This window comes from Microbulbifer maximicatervae (SeqCode) (assembly GCF_052467825.1).
The window spans coordinates 1,526,603-1,544,593 of the sequence record NZ_CP174327.1 but is presented as its reverse complement, the minus strand read 5'-3'; the positions used below and the strand labels follow the sequence as shown (position 1 = coordinate 1,544,593).

Sequence of the window (17,991 nt, the reverse complement as noted above, 5' to 3'; positions counted from 1 at the left end):
AGTCTGATAAAGGCTGTACCACTTAAAGTAGACAGCTATACACCTTTTTTCAAACTTATTAATCGATAATTTGCTTAAGCTAGATGCTTTCGGGAAGACTAGGGTATGTAAAAAGAGAATTAGACGCCTACTCAAGGCGCCTAGATTTTCCAAAACCAACTCTTAGAGTTTTGATTAGGTGCTATATGGCAAGAATAATATCTTCAATCGGCTTATCAAATGTTATTAAATCTGTATTTTTCTCATCTTTATAAAGCTTAATATAGGCTTTAAACATAGCTGAAGGTGATTCCTGCAAAAGTGAAATCAGATAATCCCTACCCTTTAACTCTTCGATTCTGTTACCGATATAGAAACCTACAAAATACAGAGGGCTATCCCATACTGCAGAAAAACCCAAATGATAGATTTTGTTGAAGTCTAAACTTGAGTCACGGCATGCACGAAAAAGCATTGTTTCAAATAAAACAAAGTTACTATCTATTCGCTGTAAATTTCTTTTAAATTTTTTCTTAAACCATTCTGTGTACTCTTTTCCGTCTGTAACACTTAATGGAGAACCCACAATAGAGGCTATCCCCTCCAGACGGGTTTGATTTAAGATTTTCTCACAATTAGAGTCTGGATTTTTTCCCTTTCCATAAAAATTGGACTGAGCAACATGATATAACTCATGCGTTGAAAGTGTCAGTAAACCTTCATAATCTCCTTTAAAATACTGCAGCGCAATATAAAAGTTATCATCTTGAGACCAACCGTCAGAAGTTCCCCCGACTACCATAAAAATATTGGTATCAAAGAAAATATCTTTAGGAGAATAATCACCAATTCCCCTCTTTACACTATTTAAGTATTGCTGAGGATTGCGCTTTATTATCTTGAGTATATCTTCAACTTCGGACAATCGTTCATTTAACTGTTGAAATCTAAAGGGATCATTTTTAACTGGATTACCTTCAACAACATCGATCAAACTAGACCGAAATGACTCAGCATTGGCTTTATTGTCAAATCTTGAGGTTTGATGGATCATTGCTTGTATACCCTGCAAACTCATCAGCTTATCTAATTGATTATCAGGTACTTTGTCTCCAGATAAAATATCAACCAATCTATCAGCACTCTCAAAATCAATTGTTATATTATCAGTTACTTTCGCTGAGGAAAAAGCCATAAGGCTTATCAGTGACAAGCCTAAAAAAATCACCCACTTAAAGATATTCATTTTACCTCTCATAAAAATGTAAAAGAGAAGAATAACCAGGTATTCAACCTGAAAAGATTGCTTATTGTGTGATTATTAGACCTTTTTTGCCAACACAACCTCCACTCCAAATATGAGACAAAAATATTGCAGTTTGTGCCACTAAAGGAGCTTGTGTTTTCAGCTATCTAAAAGAAAGTTTTGCTTACGACAGAGGACATCTTGAAAAGATTGAATCCCACCCACAGGTTGTGAATGGGATTCAGGGTAGGCTTAGGCAGACTTCTGCTCTTCAATAAAGCGCTGCATCCGCTCTTCCAGCATCGAAAGAGGCAAAGCACCATTACTTAGCAGTGCATCGTGAAATGATCGCAAATCAAACTTATCGCCAAGCTCTTTTTCCGCAAGAGCTCGCAGCTGTCGAATTTTAATTTCCCCCATCTTGTAAGATAGCGCCTGACCCGGCCAGGATATATAGCGATCTACTTCTGCACGTACATTAGCCGGAGAGAGGGATGTATTATTGGAAAGAAAGTTTAATGCCTGCTGTCGTGACCACCCCTGAGAATGAATGCCAGTATCAATTACAAGGCGTGCGGCACGCCACATTTCATAGCTGAGTCGCCCAAAGTGCTCATAGGGAGTGGTGTACAGTCCCATCTCTTTACCCAGTCGCTCTGAATAAAGGGCCCAACCTTCTCCATAAGCACTCAGATAAAGATTGCGACGAAAGTCCGGTACATTCTCAAGCTCTTGCGAGAGAGCATTTTGTAAATGATGGCCCGGTACTGCTTCATGCAAGGTAAGAGCAGGTAGCTCATACAAGGGACGCTGGTCCAGCCCGTGAGTATTCAACCAGTAGGCACCACCGCGAGTACCGCCAATGGCGGCTGGATTATAGGAGGCCGTAGTGTAGTTAGGTGCTATTTCACTGGGAACTGGTACCACGCCATAGGGAGTACGCGGCAGTAAGTTAAAGAACTCCGGCAATACATAGTCAATACGCTTGGATATATAGGCCGTTTCCTTGAGCAGCTGTTTCGGTGTTTTAGCGTAAAACTGTGGGTCTGTGCGCAGGAATTGGGTGAATTCTGTAAAGCTGCCCTTAAAGCCTGACTCCTTGATCAGGGCTTTCATTTCCGCACGGATTCTCTTCACTTCGGCAAGGCCCGTGCGATGAATCTCCGCAGGGTCCAGATCCAGGGTCACGTAGTAGCGAATGTTGTGGCGATAGTAGTCGCTACCACCAGGCATCTGTTCAGCACCCAAAGTCTTTGTGGCCGCCTTTAGGTAGTCGCCCTCAAGGAAATCCGCTACCCGTCCAAATGCGGGTATAGCTACTTGCTTAATCACAGCTAAGCCCTGCTCTCGCAGACGCTTCTGCTCATCGGGCGCGATGCTTTGCGGCATCTCAGCAAAAGGCTTATACAAGCTGCTTTTACTGGGATCTTTATATACTTGAGCGCGAACAGTTGGCGCTATACCTTCTACAACGATTTTGGGCAACACAAAGCCAGAGCGAATACCTTCGCGCATATTGGCAATGTTCTCATCGAAGTAGCGACCAAATTCACCGATACGGGCAATATAGTCCTCGTAGTCGGCGATATCCCTCATCGCCAAACCACTATTTGCCTCAAGCGCACTTGCGTAAAAACTTGAGAAGGTGTTTAGGGGAATTCGGTCGAGAAACAGTTCCTCTTCCTCAACTGAGCTGGCAAGAACCCAAGAGAGAAGCTCGCTATTGACGCGGTCTGAAGCACTTAACTTACTTTGATCGATAGCCTCAAGGCGCCGGATAAAGGCCTGCTCAGCCTCTATACGACGTTGACGATCCTCTGCAGTTACCCGGGGCAGTTCTCGATTGTAATCGGAAACGCCAACTCGCCCGGCAGTAATCGGGTCTTCTCTCAGCGTGTATTGCCAGTGATCGTTAAGAACACTTTGAAGCTCTTCTGTAGCAGTTGCTGCCCAGGCTGAGGGCATCAATAGGCTAGTGGCAATAAGCGGTCCTGTTAGGGACTTGAGGTAGTAAGTAAGTGATTTCTTGAATTTCACCCTTGGCTCCGTAGTGCTGTTGGTATCTAAAAAGAACAACAGAGCTTGCTCTTTTAGTTACCCTACAGAGTAGGCGTGGCAAGCTTGTACCAGCACTATACACGAAGGATGGATAATAGTGACTCAGCGGAATAAACATACCGCCATAAGTGAGGTGGAGGAGTATAATTTCCTCCACCAAGTCGTCAAACAGTTGGCTGGTAACTTAGGTGGCATGCGCATAACAGCGCACGTCATAGCTCCCACTCAGACCAATGGCATACATAGATGTATTCCAGAAAGAGTTTACAAACCAGTTGCGGAATGCGTTCTTGGTTGGGAACCAGAATTCTCCAAAATTTGGGTCGAAAAACAACACATCTTCCGCAACCCAAGCTGCCATGGCGTGGGCCCCCACCTTACCTGAAATACCGATTTTCTTGTAAGAGCCAGCGCTTCTCGTCGGCTCCCTAATAATTTCATCAGCAAGCGCTGCAGAGTTGCGCATAGTAGTTTGCCCACGATCTAACCGAGGGCCTGTGACCACGTGAATTTGGCGCTGACCATTTGGCCCAGCAATACCCACACCGCCATTATTCTGAAGAGGCAGAATATTGTGAGATTGCAGCCACGTCTCTGAGACCTGATCCTGGTTTGGTGCATTTCCACCAATCTGGTGCAAGGTCATCACATGGAAAAGATGCTGCTCACTCAATGTATTATTGGGGAAGAGCCAATTCCAAAGGCTTCCATCCTCTGCGTGAAATTTAATCCAGTGGGCACTCAGGGATTCACAGACCCCTCCAGCAGTATCCTGGTGTATGGTGATCTGTGCCTTCACCGGATCCAAACACTGACTGAAATTATATTGTAGTGTGCCACCGTGCTGGGCCACAGATCTCTGAACAGGACCAACCCTTGTCCCGGTAAGTGCAAGTACTGTTTTATCAAACCAAATCGGCATGTCCATCTCCCCTGTATTCACAATGTAGAAACACTTATTCAGCGATTAGTTAACGGCTTCTGAGAAGTGCTTTCCGGTATATGCATTAGATTGAAACAGAAAATTTACAGGGCAGATAGATGTCCATTTTTTTTTAAAATCGACTCTGGCACTCTTTTATCAGGCCATAGATAGCAACTCGAAATAGATTGAGGCGCAAGTATTTATTTGACTCTGGCACTATTTTTTATGGGTAGGAATATCACGGCTATTTACGATTAATTCCACGCTAGAACAGACCCAGCTACGCTTGCCAGTCAGATTACACGGGTCCTTTAATTCGACTCTGGAACTATTTTTGGTGCAAAAAAATTGACCTATGACATGGAAACTATCTAAATGGAAATGTTTTTTTGTAGTTGGTGACAATTGGTTTTATCTTTCCAGAGATAGAGCTTATTACCTCCAGATAATTGCGACTTGAAAATGAGTCAATGATAAGAAGTGAAATAGGTAGAAGTGGTGACAACTAAAAAAGGCAGCCGGGTGAACCCGGCTGCCGAGCGCCCATGGGGGAAGGGCTAAGAGGAAAAAATTGGTAGTGGATTGCTAACCACTAAAAACAGCTACTGCCAATTTATGTGCGGCGAGCGTAAGAGCGAACTTCATAGCCACCGCTTAGCCCTACAGAATACATAGAGTTATGCCAAAATGATTGGGTAAACCAATTAAAGAATGAATTTCTGGATTCGAACCAGAATTCACCAAAGTTAGGGTCAAAAAAAGTAATGTCCTGCGCAACCCAGGCAGCCATTGCATGACCAGCAAAAGTGCCATCAAGACCTATCTTCTTATAGCAACCAGCACCGCCCGTCTGATCCAAAATAATCTCCCTTGCCAAAGCATTGGGGGAGAAAACGCCACTCTGGCCTTGCGCTCTGCGGGAATGATGAATACCCCGAATAGTATTTCCTCCCCGGCCATTCGGGAAAGCACCACCAAATACATTTTGACTGGTGGGGAAAATATTTTGTGTGCTCAGCCAGGCTTCAGTAGTTGCGTCTTGGTCATTCTGTGTGCCCGCCTGTTGCAGGGTCATTACGTGAAATAAGTGCTGCTCATCCAGTGCACCAGCCGGCATTAACCAATCCCACAAGCTCCCTCCATCAGAGTGATACTTGATCCAAAAAGCGGAAAGCGCTTCACAAACGCCACCGGAAGTATCTTCGTGAATAGTGATTTGTGCTTTTACCGGATCCTTACACTGGCTGAAGTTGTATGTCAGTTGACCCCGATGATTGGCTACAGATTGTTGCACGGGGTTTACGCGTGTTCCAGTTACAGCGAGAACGGTTTTATCGACCCAAATAGGCATATTCGATCCCTCATTTTATGAGATAAAAACGCTGCACAAATCCTTTTTTAAAAACTGAAAATTTGTAGCGCCTTTGAATTGGGCGGGCATTGAACCAGAAAAGTTCCAGGGCCAACAGAGTATAAAAGCGCTTTTTAAATCGACTCTGGCACTATTTTTTTATCTAGCGTTAATCTTGCCTGAATCCTACTTTGTTGAAATCTATTAGCCGATAATAATCTGGCAACAAACAATATTTAGCCATTTCCAACTGCGAAGACAAAATAGAGATAAGAAGATATTTTTACTTATAAATATTTATCATTCTTAATCTCAAATAGGACGCATAGCAATTTATAGAAAGTACACTTTTACAAAACTCACCAGTTTAAAAAAGTGGCTTGTAACAACAAAAAGCTGTTAAAGCAGATGGGCAAGTACAAAAGCTATGAAATAAGTTGCATATATAAACTTAGCAATAACATCTGTGCCGGTCTCTTTGCCAACACACTTTTAGCCATTCAAGGCAGCACTACTAAGTTGGTTGTGAAAAATTTAGGGAGGAATAATTCAACAGCAGAATGGTAAGTAAAATGCCTCGACCAAATTCTGCCCCTAGGTCGTTAACTCCAGGGGATGAAATCCGGTCGAGGTTTGGCTAAGCGGTGTTAAACCTGCTCTACAGTCTGCTCAATACGTCCAAAGATAGATTGCCCTTGATCATCGAGCATTTCGATGGAAATGGTATTTCCAAAGTCCATAAATGGCGTGCTTGCAGAGCCATTCTGGATGGTCTCAATCATGCGAATCTCGGCAATACAGCTGTAACCAACACCGCCTTCTGCTACAGGCTTACCGGGGCCGCCATCCAACTTATTGGACACCGTTCCAGAGCCAATAATGGTGCCTGCGCAAAGTGGACGAGTTCTGGCCGCGTGGGCGACCAGTTGCCCGAAGTGGAAGGTCATATCCACACCGGCATTGGGCTCGCCAAACTTCTCACCATTCAGATGGGAAACCAGTGGCAGATGCAATTTACCCTCGCTCCAGTTTTCACCCAGCTGTTCAGGGGTTACGCAAACAGGGGAGAAAGCACTAGAGGGTTTGGACTGGTAAAAACCAAATCCTTTGGCCAGTTCCGCAGGTATCAATCCGCGCAGGGATACATCATTGACCAACATTACCAACTTGATATGGGACAGTGCATCCTCAGCGGACACCCCCATAGGAACATCGTCGGTGATCACGGCAATTTCTGCCTCGAAGTCGATGCCAAAGCCATTGCTTTGCGGCATCTTTACCGGCTCGCGTGGATCCAGGAAGGTATCGGAACCACCTTGATACATGAGCGGATCGCTGTAGAAGCTCTCCGGCACCTCGGCACCGCGGGCTTTGCGCACCAGCTCAACATGATTCACGTAAGCACTACCGTCGGCCCAGTGATATGCGCGCGGTAAAGGCGAAGCACACAGAGTTTGGTCAAAGGCTTCCCCTTGAATCTCGCCACTTTGCAGGCGTTCGTGTAGCTTCTCCAACTCGCTGCTGACTGATGCCCAATTGTCCAACGCACTCTGCATGGTGGGGGCAATATCGCCAGCTGGCACCATACGGGTAAGATCGTCGCTAACAACAACCAATTGGCCATCTCGGCCGGATTTAAGGCTGGCTAACTTCACTGTGCCTCCCCTTCAGTTTTTTCCACAAATTCTTCTTCCCCATGCATCCAGGCGGCGTGCCTTGGGGCTTTTTTAGTACGTGACCACTCTTCCAACATATCCTCAGCAACCCGCTTCAGCTCTTTGTGCATACCGGGCTTGGCGGTATTGGCGGCCAGCTCGATACGATGGCCGTTGGGGTCGAAGAAGTAGATCGACTGGAAGATAGTGTGATTGGTAGGGCCGAGTACGTCGACCCCGGCCGCTTCCAGTCGTGCTTTGGTCTCAAGCATTTCTTCCATGGACTCCACTTCGAAAGCGATGTGCTGCACCCATTTGGGTGTGTTCTCATCTCGCCCCATCTCCGGGGAGTTGGGGATTTCGAAGAAGGCAAGCACATTCCCCATACCCGCATCCATAAAGACGTGCATGTAAGGGTCCGGCTCACCGGTTGAGGGTACCTCGTTTTCGGCAATGGCCAGCTGGAAGTCCATGCCGAGAAGATCGCGGTAGAATTCCACTGTCTCCTTGGCGTCCCTACAGCGATACGCCACGTGGTGAATGCGCTTAATGCCCATTGAAGCCTCCGTTATTATTCCTTTTCTTTAATGACGCCACGCTTGAGCTGGTCGCGCTCAATGGATTCGAACAGGGCCTTAAAGTTACCCTCACCAAACCCTTCATCTTCCTTGCGCTGGATAAACTCAAAGAATACCGGGCCGAGCATATTAGCGGAGAAAATCTGTAGAAGCAGACGCGGTTGGCCGCCCTCAGTGGTGCCATCCAGCAGGATGCCACGGCTCTGGAATTCTTCAGTAGGTTCACCGTGCCCAGGCAGGCGCTCTTCCAGCATTTCGTAGTAGGTGTCCGGCGGCGGGGTCATAAACTCCATGCCGCGCTCTTTCAGGCGATCCCAACAGGCAATTAAGTCATCACAAGCAAAGGCGATATGCTGGATACCTTCGCCGTTGTACTTCATCAGGAACTCTTCGATCTGGCCGCCGCCACCAGCTGCTTCTTCGTTCAGCGGAATACGGATCTTGCCATCCGGTGCAGTCATCGCCTTGGACAGCAGGCCGGTGTATTCGCCTTTGATATCGAAGTAACGAATCTCGCGGAAATTGAACAGGTCTTCGTAATACTTGGCCCAGTAATCCATACGGCCGCGATACACGTTGTGGGTAAGGTGATCCAGAGTGTGGAAACCACAACCTTCAGGGCGACGCTCTACGCCTTCTTCCCAGATAAAGTCGATATCGTAGATGGACTCACCATCTTCGTAGCGATCAATCATGTACAGGGTCGCACCGCCAATACCTTTGATTGCCGGCAGGTGCAGTTCCATCGGGCCGGTATTCACATGAACAGGCTGTGCACCTTTACGCAGGGCCTCTTCGTAGGCGAACTTGGCATCTTTTACGCGGAAGGCAAGGCCACAAGCGGAGGGACCGTGCTCTTGGGCGTAGTAATAAGCGTGGCTGTTGGGCTCGTAGTTGGTGATAAAGTTGATATCACCCTGGCGCCACAACTCCACTGCCTTGGAGCGGTGACGGGCGATTTTCTCAAAGCCCATGGCGGTAAAAACGGTTTCAAGGATGCCTTTTTCCGGCGCTGTAAACTCTACGAATTCGAAGCCGTTAAGTCCCATCGGGTTTTCAAATAAGTCGGCCATGCGGTCCTCCATTTCTTATCATCGCAGCACTTCAAAGCGGGGCTGCGGATTGTGGATTTAAAGCGCAAACGAAGTTAGTTGCAGATGTAACTAATGTCAAGAAACTCTGGATCAGCTAAAAAATGAGTACTAGAAGAGTTCTTTTAGTCACCAGCCTCCAAAGCTAGCGCCTGGGAGAATAACCAGCTGGCAACGGGTCCTTGAACAGGATCGGGAGAGTAATCGGGAGCCGGGTGCGACACAGTGGTTGCGCCACACCCGTGCACAGCCGACCTTATTTACGCGTGCATTTACCGGTATCGGTACGACACATATGATCCTTGTGAAACTTGCCGGTCATCTGGTCGCACTGGGATTTGCTCACATCTCCAGCACAGGCATTTTCGGCATGCTGGCAGCAACCGGTTTCAGCGGTGCCCATTCCTTTATTGCCGTCCATCCCTTCATCTTTCTTGCGCTGTTCGCAGGCAGACAGGGTCAAAACCATCGCCGCGGCCAGTATCCCAATTGAAGCTTTGAGTCTCATAAAGGCCTCCTAAATACCCGGCTTAGCGGCCGGTGACATGGATATCGCGGAATCTGCCGCGCATTGCTTTGTGCGACCCGCGTAGATTTACCCGACATCTCCACCAGCTCAGGGATTTTGCGATTAGGCGCGCCATCCCATTATCACCCTGCAGATTTACCGGGCCATGCATTGACTGTAGCCCACACTGGCAGCGAAACCATCTGACTGACGGGACATTTACGTTAATTTGCCCCTGACAGCCCATCCAAATAACTGAATACCTTTTTGTATTTGCCAGAGCCGGTACAATCGGCCCCCGTTTGTCGGGTAAAAACCCCGCCTGAATGTATTTATTGAGGACCCCCTATGCTTCTCGCCGCTGCTGCCATCATTGCTGGCTTTATTGTGCTGGTCTGGAGTGCCGATCGCTTTGTGGATGGAGCTGCCGCCACTGCTAAACATTGCGGCATGCCCACTCTGTTAATTGGCATGGTGATCGTCGGCTTCGGTACTTCCGCTCCGGAAATGGTGGTCTCAGCCATTGCCGCCTTGAATGGCAACCCCGGCCTCGCCCTGGGTAATGCCTACGGTTCCAATATTGCCAATACCGGTTTGATTCTCGGTTTCAGTGCCCTGCTGATCCCACTATCGGTACACTCAAAGATTGTGCGTAAAGAGCTGCCACTGCTGCTGGCAATCACCCTTCTCAGTGGTGCCTTCCTGTGGAATGACCGCTTGGAGCGCTGGGAGGGTATTGTTCTGTTATTCGGTTTCTTCGCCCTGATCGGCTGGAGTATATTTTCTGCAATGCGCAATAAAGGTGACCAGCTTGAGGGAGAAGTAGAAACTGAGCTGGAAGACAACCCTATGCCACTCGGAACTGCCATATTTTGGTTGGTAGCAGGACTGGTGCTATTGATTGTCAGTTCCCGAATTCTCGTATGGGGAGCAGTAACCATTGCCGAATCTTTGGGGGTCAGTGACCTGGTGATAGGCCTGACTATTGTTGCCCTGGGAACCTCACTGCCGGAACTGGCAGCAACTTTAGTGGCCGCACGAAAAGGTGAGCACGATATCGCCATCGGTAACGTTGTCGGCTCCAATATGTTCAATCTGCTGGCGGTGGTTGGCATTGCCGGCACCATTGCTCCCATGAACAACGTACCCCACGAGGTGCTGTCCCGGGACTGGCCGATGGTTCTGGGCCTCACAATTGCCCTGTTTATTTTTGCCTACGGCTTCAAAGGCCAGGGCCGAATCAATCGCTGGGAAGGCTCCGCGCTGCTAATGGCTTACCTCGTATATACCGGCTACCTGGTGGGAACCATTACCAAAGCTGCACTCTGATAATATTCGGGGTGGTGCCGCACCACCCCATAGTTACTGCCTGAATTCACCATAATTCGCCACCTCTGCGCCCATTTCTCTTCCCAAAAACTGACTAATATCTGCAACACCTTCCAAGGAAAAGTGCAGAGCAGCTAGATGAAGAGAAGCACCATTGGCAAAACCGTAGCTATAACAGCCCTAATTGGACTCGGTGCAATTTACCTACTCAATGCCTCTTGGCTAGCGACAGCCCAGCAAGGAAAACCAATCCTGATTGCCCATCGCGGCGTCTACCAAACTTACAACCGGGATAATCTGACCCGTGACGAATGCACCGCAGTCCGTATCTATACCCCGGAACACCGCTATCTGGAAAACACGATTCCCTCTATGGAAGCCGCCTTTTCCCATGGCGCGGACATTGTCGAAATCGATGTCCATCCCACCACTGATGGCGACTTCGCGGTATTTCACGACTGGACCATAGACTGCCGCACGGATGGAACAGGTGTTACCCGGGAACAGTCCATAAAGGACTTAAAGAAGCTGGATATTGGTTACGGCTATACCTTTGATGGCGGCAAGACATTTCCCTTCCGTGGCCAGGGGGTAGGTTTACTTCCCACTTTAAAAGAGGTCTTGCTGCACTTTCCCGGCAAGCAGTTTCTGATCAATATTAAGAGTAATGATCCAACAGAAGCAGAGCGATTGGATAACTATCTTCGGCAACACCAATTGCCTATTAATTCCCGACTTATGGTCTACGGTGGCGATCGCCCAATTAAAAGGATACGGCAGTTGCGACCAAGTGCATTGGCCTTCAGTAAGACAAGTGCCAAACAATGCGCTCTGCAATATGCACTATTCGGTTGGAGCGGCTACTTTCCCGAGGCTTGCCGAAACAGCATCGTTGTTGCACCCAATACCTGGCGATGGGCTTTGTGGGGTTGGCCCAATCGCTACTCTGAACGAGTGGCCAAAGCCAATAGCTTGGTTATGGCAGTGGACCATAAAAATGGCAAGCGGGGCTTGCCCGGTATTTACACACCGGAAGAACTCAGTTTTCTACCCGAAGGGTACAGCGGAGCTATTTGGATTGAGAAGATCGAGCTGATTGGCCCATATCTACAAGCAAGACAATAGATAACCTTAGCGTTTTCGACCTTTCTCCAGCCGTGCCAGATGCGCCTGAAGACGCTCTATTTCTTCCAGCAGCTCTATCGCTAATGCAGCGCCGGCAAGATTTACCCCCAGATCTCGCTCCAGGCTGTAAACCCGGCGCACCCGGCGCACACAAATTCCGCTAAAGCGCCACTGCACTTCCCTGCTACGCGGCTCAATAATTCCCTCCTCAACCAAGGCAATGATACGCTCCGCCGGTACACCACAAGCCCGACACAGTTCACTCAAAGTTAACTCACTCTCTTCATCCAGGAGAACACCGCTAAGCTGCTCAACCTTTTTAGGCATCACAATTATCCTCCCATGGACTGGCGGGGATTGAAGTTGAATGCGTCGCCAAACTGACGGTATGCCTCGCGTTCATTATCAGTAGTGGCTGGCGGCGTAACAGTTTGCATCACTATATACATATCCCCCGGCTGCTTTGCCGGGATACCGCGGCCCTTGAGGCGCAGTTTTTTACCGTTGGTGCTGTTTGCTGGAATGGTCACTTTAATGGGACCATCGGGAGTGGGTACCTGAACTTTGGCTCCAAGCGTTATCTCCCAGGGAGCCAAAGGCAAATCCAGGTAAACCGTTTTACCTTCTGTATGGAAAAGGGGATGGGGGTTGAAAGCAATTTCCAGGTAGAGATCACCAGGCTTACCTTCTCCAATGCCAGGCTCACCCTGTCCAGCTAAGCGAATCTGTTGCCCTTCAGTGATCCCCTTGGGAATTTTTATATTAAGAGTGCGCTCACGCAGTTGCGGTCGCCCATCTGAACCCAATACCGAGTGCTTTAAGGTTACTTGGCGTGTACCGCCACGGTAACTATCTTCGAGGTCTACTGTGATGCGGGCATAGGTATTTTCACCCTGGGCACTATAAGAGCGGCGCTGCCCCTGCCCATAAGCCTGACGAAACCCGCCGCGGCCAAACAAGCTTTCAAAGAAGTCACTAAAAGCTTCAGGATCAGCTTCGGTATATCCACCACCGTGAAACTCAAAACCCTGGTCCCAATTGGGGGGAGGTCGGAAATCCTGGCCAGACTGAAAACCACTGCCGAGCTGATCGTAAGCAGCTCGCTTCTCTGGGTCCTTCAATACTTCATAGGCCTCATTTACTTCCTTAAAGTGTTCTTCGGCGCCCTCCTCTTTACTGACATCCGGATGATATTTACGTGCTAATTTTCGATAGGCACGCTTAATCTGTGCCTGATCCGCACTCCGATCCAGGCCGAGTATTTTGTAATAGTCCTTGTATTCCATGGCTTTAATAAAAGCCAAAGATGGTGCATTTTGCCATGCATAATTTAATTAACTAGCAGAAGAATATGTCAGTGATGAGTGAATCCGCCAACCTAATTTAAGAGTCATTAGGATGCGGAACAAACAGCATTAAGGTGAAGACACTGAGGATAATTATTAAACTTCGATATGGCGCATTTATACTTTAAGTCCAGCAGGTATACCGCAATACATATATTATATTTGACGCCGACATAAAATTCGGCGCCAAATACCACAGGTTAATGACCTGTTTCATACCACATATCAGCACTCACATACTCAATACTGCCATCAACATAGTGAATATATGCTTGGCCTTGATTTGTTGAATAGGCTCTTACTGTCACATTGCATGAGAGGCCTGAACTACAACCTTTTATCCAATTTATTCGATCAATAGACTTGGTTATATTCGTAATAGTCCATTTTCCAGAGGTGGAATTTCCAAAACTAAAATCTATCCCCGTGCAGCTAGAGGTGCCATTGCCAAAAACTTGACCTCCAGACTTTACATTGAGCTGACACACAAGATTAGCAGATAGCGCAGGCAACGAAATAGATGCACCCACTAATAGTAAACTTGCCAGTAATAATTTTTTGATATCCATATACCTAACCTTAAATTTAAATGTCTCTATTATTTTTTTAAGTAAACAACGAAATTAAGGTTATCATTGAACAGTTGCACTTCCTATACGACTCCAAAAATACGCCATAAAAATAAGCTAACCAGTTATCAAATCAAGACAATTAAATTCCATTAATTCAAAAAAACAATGTAATCAAATTAAATCTGTAATTTTTCCGGATATGATCGATTGAAAATAAATCTGTTTTTACATGAGAGCACAATGGAGCTAATATTTCAGGGAAGCCACGTTAGCCAGCCTCCCTGGAACAGGACATATTGATTAGGCGTTAACGTTCAGCAGAGTAAGGATCTTCCGCATTTAAATAGGCCAAAACATCTGCTTTCTGTTCGGTTGAATTAAGCCACTTGCGAACTTCTTTAGCTTTATCATATAAGTCATCGCCAAATTTACTCCGATACATTTCAGAAAAAGTCTCTTGGGCCTTATTCTCCCTGATCTTTTTCTGCCATTCATGAGTAACTAAAAAGTTAAGTGAGCCAGCAAGTCCTTCAGCTTTTAGTAAATCCCACTCGCCTTTATCTAACCAAACTCCACCGACAACAGTGCTGTAATCAATACGGTGCTCACTACTAGCAATAATTTTTATCTTTTGCATTATGGAGCCAGACAATGGGCACAGGATAGCTCGTTTAGTATCTTCGGCAACTACATCATGCAGATTACTAATGTCTTCTGAAAATTTATATTCAGGATTTTGTCTTTTCCAGCTTAAGTAATCTTCAATAAGAATCCAGTTACCCTCACAGGAAGAACAGGTATATCCACGAAATAACTCTTCGATAGATCCTGGTTTAAGAACGCCATCTTTACAGCTGGTACAGCGCTTCATATTTTGTACCTTAATAAAAAATAACCCGGATCTACCTATTTAGAACCGGGCTATAAGAATCATTTATTTCTAAAAACAATAGTTAATTTTGTACTATATAATTTAAAAAATGTACGTTGTTTTAACTATCAATCTCAGTAGTCTTATTGAGGTCGCCAACTCCAGCTTCTTTTAAGAGCGAGTCTACCAGCGGCGCCATAGCCCGATGTTTTAGAGCACTACCCACCAGAGCCTCAGGCAAGCTTTGTCCTTTGGATTCAGCCTCGCCATCTAAAATGCCGCTGCTTGCTCTACCATCAACACCATTTAAGCCTTCAACAGAAATAATTTTCATGCCCTCAATACTCTCCATCGGCTTAACGCTTTCTCGGATAATATTGGGCAGATTTTCGTGCAAGCTGAGCACCTTCTTAAGGGCAATTTGGGCTTCATTCAGGCTGTTATAGGCTTCATTCATCAGGCGCTGACCCTCAGCGTCCACTGCATATTTTTCACGATCAGCTTCAACTTTAATACGAATAGCCTCAGCTTCAGCTGCAGCCTGCAAGCGCAACGCTTCGGCCTTATCTTCAGCAGCCGCTTTCTCCGCATCGGCCATTACTTTAATACCCGTGGCCTGACGTTCCGCTACTTTTTGAGCTTCAATAATTTCAATGCGCTTATCACGCTCTGCAACTTCAACATCTTTGGCAGTGCGGACTTGTTCTTCGGCTTTTACGGCTTCAGCCCGGGCCACGTTTGCCTGTTGGTCAGCAAGGGATTGCTCTTTTGATTTCTCCGCAACGGCAATGGCACGTTCCTGTTCAGCAATTTCTACCGACTTCTCTTTGGAAATACGCTGTTCATCAAGGATTCGATCTCCCTCGATTTCCTGCTCTTTCAAACGGCGCTCTTTTTCAATCTCCAGTAACTTGGTCGCCTGTTCAGCGGCGATCTGGGATTGGCTCACTTCGCGCTGGGCTTCAATTTCAGCCTTGCGTGCGGCGCGCTCCTGCTCAGCCTGCTCGCGAGCCATATCCGCTTTCTGTGCAGCTTCGCGATTTTCCAGCTCTCGCTGCTGCTCCAGATATGCGTAGCGTTTCTCTTTATCAATCTCCAATTTCTGGCGTTCAGCTTCGAGATTTTTCTTCTCGATCTGCACCATAGTTTCCTGCTCAACGTCATTGACCTCTTTACGACGCGCTTCAATAGAGCGGGTCATACTGGCAAGGCCCTCAGCATCAAACACATTATCCTGATTAAAGAACTCTTTATGAGTTTGATCCAAACCAGTAAGGGATACAGCCTCAAGTTCCAATCCATTTTTCAATAGATCTTCGGAAACTACCTGCTGAACTTTTTGTACAAATTGACTGCGCTGCTCATGCAATTCAGCCATTTCCATTTCAGCTGCTACCGAGCGCAATGCATCAACAAATTTACCCTCGATCATTTCTTTTAATGCTTCGGGGTCTAAAGTACGCAGCCCCAAAGTCTGTGCAGCATTGGCTATCGCATCTACATCCGGTTTTACCCGCAGATAAAATTCAGCAAGTACATCAACACGCATACGATCCTTGGTGATCAGCGCTTGATGCTCTTTACGGGAAACCGCCAGGCGCAAAGTATTCATGTTCACAGGAATAATTTCATGTAGAACCGGTAGTACCAATGCACCTCCATTCATTATGACTTTTTGACCACCCATACCAGTACGCACAAATGAGCGTTCTTTTGAGGCTCTTGTATACAGGCGCGCAAAAATAGTTCCAATAACAATTAAGGCCACTAGTACAGCCCCGGCAATAAATACCATAACCGGTAGGTTTCCTATCACTTCTAGATTCTCCATTTAGTTATTCTCCATAAGATGTATACTGCTGGGGCGTGTTACTCGAAAATGTGCTCCCAGCTCTTCAACCAGTAACACCTTATCCCCCTGATTAAATGTTTCACTTTCATCCGGTTCCACCATCACATAATGTGTAGTTCCGTATTCATCACTAAAACGTGCTTCTGCTGGTGAACCGATTTCTGCTTTACCGATCGTAATAATAGCTACACGGCCAATAAAGGAATTTCTCTCAACTGCCTCGGATTCATCACCCACAGCAAAGCGCCGCATAATGTTGCCAACAAAACGTACCTGAGGTAGCGCAAGAAAAAAGACTGCCACAGCAAGTAAACCGCCTGGCAATAAATATCCAACAAGAGATTCTATGAGCATTTGGGCTACCAGGCCGGTCACTCCAAAGCTAACCAGAAAAGTTACTAACAGTATAAGTGCAGGAACTTCACCGAAACGCAACCACCCAAGCAGCTTAGTCATCCCCCCAGACAACCCTGTATCTGGCACGTCAACATCAAAATCTGGTAATAAATTATCCAGTAAATCTGAAATACCAACACCAATCAATGTCATGACGCCTTCAAGAAGCGCTATCATAAACATTAAAATCAGCGCACCGGTAAAGATCAGGTTTTGGTCTTGCAATAAAAATATCATCAGCCCCCCGATTTAATCTTGGCTAAACGTTCTTTCACACGATTATTTCGTGCGAACTCCTCAAGCTCTGCTAATTTGCTGGCATCTATCCCAGAGTCAAATGTCGATATAGCTGTATTACCTACTGCTCGATTAAATACATCAGTAGCTTGTTCTACCTGGGCTTTTGGTTTTCTCTCTCTGCCATATTCATCGGCAGTAACTCTACTACTTACCTTTTTATTAACTGCAATAAATTCTTGTAACTGCTCACGCATTTCACGTTTCTTACCTTGCAGGGCAAGAATATAGGAACCTAGTTCCTTTATTTCTATCTCATTTTCATTGATCGCTTTTTCTAAAATTGGAAGTTGCGCCTCAATATCCATTTGTTTGGCAATGGCGACTTCAGCCAAATCATCACGACCTTCACTTATAGCAATATCAATTTGTTCAGCTAAACGCTTATGACGAGCATTTTCATCGCTTAACGCTCTACTGTTTAGATACTTGGATGCCTCCACCTTCCCTAGCTGATCTCGCACATCTGCAATTGCATCATCCACCTCCCGAATTGCCTGCTCCATCACTGACTCTGGAGCAGTGGCTTCAACCGAGTCCACGACGGCATTGGCGGACACAGAGATTAAACGTGATATGCGCTTTATAAACCCTTCACTCATAACTTATCTCCTGCTCCCAAATAGAAGAATCCACCTTATTATTAGCTACAAACTTCAAGTGAAGTCGAAACAGTATCCAATCTCTCACCATAGATACTGTTTATGCTTTCCTGCTATGACGGCAAGACAATTTTTCCGCAAAGCATTACGAGTCTGCAGCAGAGTTTTTATAAGTAGCTCAATAGGATTAGAATCAATACTAAATTATAT

17 protein-coding genes are annotated in these 17,991 nt (G+C 46.4%); 2 read left to right on the top strand and 15 right to left on the bottom strand.

The features are described 5' to 3' along the window. Window positions 1-181 precede the first annotated feature (181 nt). From ACJJII_RS06935 to ACJJII_RS06900, 8 genes are all read right to left on the bottom strand, one after another. Window positions 182-1,225 (bottom strand): DUF5700 domain-containing putative Zn-dependent protease, encoded by a 1,044-nt coding sequence (locus tag ACJJII_RS06935; protein ID WP_444918727.1) that lies wholly within the window; start codon window positions 1,223-1,225, stop codon window positions 182-184. 252 nt (window positions 1,226-1,477) lie between these two features. Then, window positions 1,478-3,262 (bottom strand): DUF885 domain-containing protein, encoded by a 1,785-nt coding sequence (locus ACJJII_RS06930; RefSeq protein ID WP_444918726.1) that lies wholly within the window; start codon window positions 3,260-3,262, stop codon window positions 1,478-1,480. Window positions 3,263-3,467: 205 nt separating this feature from the next. Then, entirely contained in the window at window positions 3,468-4,205 is a 738-nt protein-coding gene (locus ACJJII_RS06925) for a YopT-type cysteine protease domain-containing protein (protein WP_413663975.1), read from the bottom strand. A gap of 616 nt (window positions 4,206-4,821) precedes the next feature. Beyond that, complete coding sequence (locus ACJJII_RS06920) at window positions 4,822-5,559, bottom strand: YopT-type cysteine protease domain-containing protein (RefSeq protein ID WP_444918725.1); 738 nt, start codon at window positions 5,557-5,559, stop codon at window positions 4,822-4,824. Between the two features lie 647 nt (window positions 5,560-6,206). Beyond that, window positions 6,207-7,214: a fumarylacetoacetate hydrolase family protein gene (locus ACJJII_RS06915; protein WP_444911876.1), complete on the bottom strand. Its 1,008-nt coding sequence runs from the start codon at window positions 7,212-7,214 to the stop codon at window positions 6,207-6,209. Continuing rightward, entirely contained in the window at window positions 7,211-7,771 is a 561-nt protein-coding gene (locus ACJJII_RS06910; protein ID WP_252084079.1) for a VOC family protein, read from the bottom strand. Before ACJJII_RS06910 ends, ACJJII_RS06915 begins: the two co-directional genes overlap by 4 nt. A 14-nt stretch (window positions 7,772-7,785) precedes the next feature. Then, entirely contained in the window at window positions 7,786-8,865 is a 1,080-nt protein-coding gene (hppD, locus tag ACJJII_RS06905) for a 4-hydroxyphenylpyruvate dioxygenase (RefSeq protein ID WP_444906715.1), read from the bottom strand. A gap of 274 nt (window positions 8,866-9,139) precedes the next feature. Beyond that, entirely contained in the window at window positions 9,140-9,391 is a 252-nt protein-coding gene (locus ACJJII_RS06900; protein WP_413663971.1) for a hypothetical protein, read from the bottom strand. A gap of 348 nt (window positions 9,392-9,739) precedes the next feature. On the opposite strand from ACJJII_RS06900, the gene ACJJII_RS06895 reads away from it, so the two are divergent. Then, entirely contained in the window at window positions 9,740-10,720 is a 981-nt protein-coding gene (locus ACJJII_RS06895; protein ID WP_413663970.1) for a calcium/sodium antiporter, read from the top strand. A 138-nt stretch (window positions 10,721-10,858) separates the two neighbouring features. After that, window positions 10,859-11,845, top strand: a complete 987-nt coding sequence (locus ACJJII_RS06890) for a glycerophosphodiester phosphodiesterase family protein (protein WP_444918724.1) — start codon at window positions 10,859-10,861, stop codon at window positions 11,843-11,845. A 6-nt stretch (window positions 11,846-11,851) separates the two neighbouring features. Here the strand turns inward: ACJJII_RS06890 and ACJJII_RS06885 are convergent, their stop codons facing one another. The 7 genes from ACJJII_RS06885 to ACJJII_RS06855 all read right to left on the bottom strand — a co-directional run bounded on the left by ACJJII_RS06885 (window position 11,852) and on the right by ACJJII_RS06855 (window position 17,781). Next, on the bottom strand, window positions 11,852-12,172 hold the full coding sequence (locus ACJJII_RS06885) for a chaperone modulator CbpM (RefSeq protein ID WP_413665909.1): 321 nt from the start codon (window positions 12,170-12,172) through the stop codon (window positions 11,852-11,854). 5 nt (window positions 12,173-12,177) lie between these two features. Continuing rightward, on the bottom strand, window positions 12,178-13,131 hold the full coding sequence (locus ACJJII_RS06880) for a DnaJ C-terminal domain-containing protein (protein ID WP_444918723.1): 954 nt from the start codon (window positions 13,129-13,131) through the stop codon (window positions 12,178-12,180). A 260-nt stretch (window positions 13,132-13,391) separates the two neighbouring features. Continuing rightward, a complete protein-coding gene (locus ACJJII_RS06875) occupies window positions 13,392-13,760 on the bottom strand; it encodes a hypothetical protein (RefSeq protein ID WP_282930449.1) in 369 nt (122 codons plus the stop codon). 310 nt (window positions 13,761-14,070) lie between these two features. Further along, window positions 14,071-14,634, bottom strand: a complete 564-nt coding sequence (locus ACJJII_RS06870; RefSeq protein ID WP_444918722.1) for a TFIIB-type zinc ribbon-containing protein — start codon at window positions 14,632-14,634, stop codon at window positions 14,071-14,073. 121 nt (window positions 14,635-14,755) lie between these two features. After that, window positions 14,756-16,465, bottom strand: coding sequence for a flotillin family protein (locus ACJJII_RS06865; RefSeq protein WP_444918721.1), 1,710 nt, complete (start codon window positions 16,463-16,465; stop codon window positions 14,756-14,758). Beyond that, a complete protein-coding gene (locus ACJJII_RS06860) occupies window positions 16,466-17,119 on the bottom strand; it encodes a YqiJ family protein (RefSeq protein ID WP_444918720.1) in 654 nt (217 codons plus the stop codon). It lies immediately after the preceding gene. Then, window positions 17,119-17,781 (bottom strand): PspA/IM30 family protein, encoded by a 663-nt coding sequence (locus tag ACJJII_RS06855; protein ID WP_444918719.1) that lies wholly within the window; start codon window positions 17,779-17,781, stop codon window positions 17,119-17,121. The genes ACJJII_RS06860 and ACJJII_RS06855 overlap by 1 nt, the downstream gene beginning before the upstream one ends. Between the last annotated feature and the right edge of the window lie 210 nt (window positions 17,782-17,991).

What these genes read in the sequence shown, in the direction of transcription:
- ACJJII_RS06935 (WP_444918727.1), bottom strand. Translation starts at nt 1,225, where the DNA reads ATGAATATCTTTAAGTGGGTGATTTTTTTAGGCTTGTCACTGATAAGC.
- ACJJII_RS06925 (WP_413663975.1), bottom strand. Translation starts at nt 4,205, where the DNA reads ATGCCGATTTGGTTTGATAAAACAGTACTTGCACTTACCGGGACAAGG.
- ACJJII_RS06920 (WP_444918725.1), bottom strand. Translation starts at nt 5,559, where the DNA reads ATGCCTATTTGGGTCGATAAAACCGTTCTCGCTGTAACTGGAACACGC.
- ACJJII_RS06910 (WP_252084079.1), bottom strand. Translation starts at nt 7,771, where the DNA reads ATGGGCATTAAGCGCATTCACCACGTGGCGTATCGCTGTAGGGACGCC.
- hppD (WP_444906715.1), bottom strand. Translation starts at nt 8,865, where the DNA reads ATGGCCGACTTATTTGAAAACCCGATGGGACTTAACGGCTTCGAATTC.
- ACJJII_RS06900 (WP_413663971.1), bottom strand. Translation starts at nt 9,391, where the DNA reads ATGAGACTCAAAGCTTCAATTGGGATACTGGCCGCGGCGATGGTTTTG.
- ACJJII_RS06895 (WP_413663970.1), top strand. Translation starts at nt 9,740, where the DNA reads ATGCTTCTCGCCGCTGCTGCCATCATTGCTGGCTTTATTGTGCTGGTC.
- ACJJII_RS06890 (WP_444918724.1), top strand. Translation starts at nt 10,859, where the DNA reads ATGAAGAGAAGCACCATTGGCAAAACCGTAGCTATAACAGCCCTAATT.
- ACJJII_RS06885 (WP_413665909.1), bottom strand. Translation starts at nt 12,172, where the DNA reads ATGCCTAAAAAGGTTGAGCAGCTTAGCGGTGTTCTCCTGGATGAAGAG.
- ACJJII_RS06880 (WP_444918723.1), bottom strand. Translation starts at nt 13,131, where the DNA reads ATGGAATACAAGGACTATTACAAAATACTCGGCCTGGATCGGAGTGCG.
- ACJJII_RS06875 (WP_282930449.1), bottom strand. Translation starts at nt 13,760, where the DNA reads ATGGATATCAAAAAATTATTACTGGCAAGTTTACTATTAGTGGGTGCA.
- ACJJII_RS06870 (WP_444918722.1), bottom strand. Translation starts at nt 14,634, where the DNA reads ATGAAGCGCTGTACCAGCTGTAAAGATGGCGTTCTTAAACCAGGATCT.
- ACJJII_RS06865 (WP_444918721.1), bottom strand. Translation starts at nt 16,465, where the DNA reads ATGGAGAATCTAGAAGTGATAGGAAACCTACCGGTTATGGTATTTATT.
- ACJJII_RS06860 (WP_444918720.1), bottom strand. Translation starts at nt 17,119, where the DNA reads ATGATATTTTTATTGCAAGACCAAAACCTGATCTTTACCGGTGCGCTG.
- ACJJII_RS06855 (WP_444918719.1), bottom strand. Translation starts at nt 17,781, where the DNA reads ATGAGTGAAGGGTTTATAAAGCGCATATCACGTTTAATCTCTGTGTCC.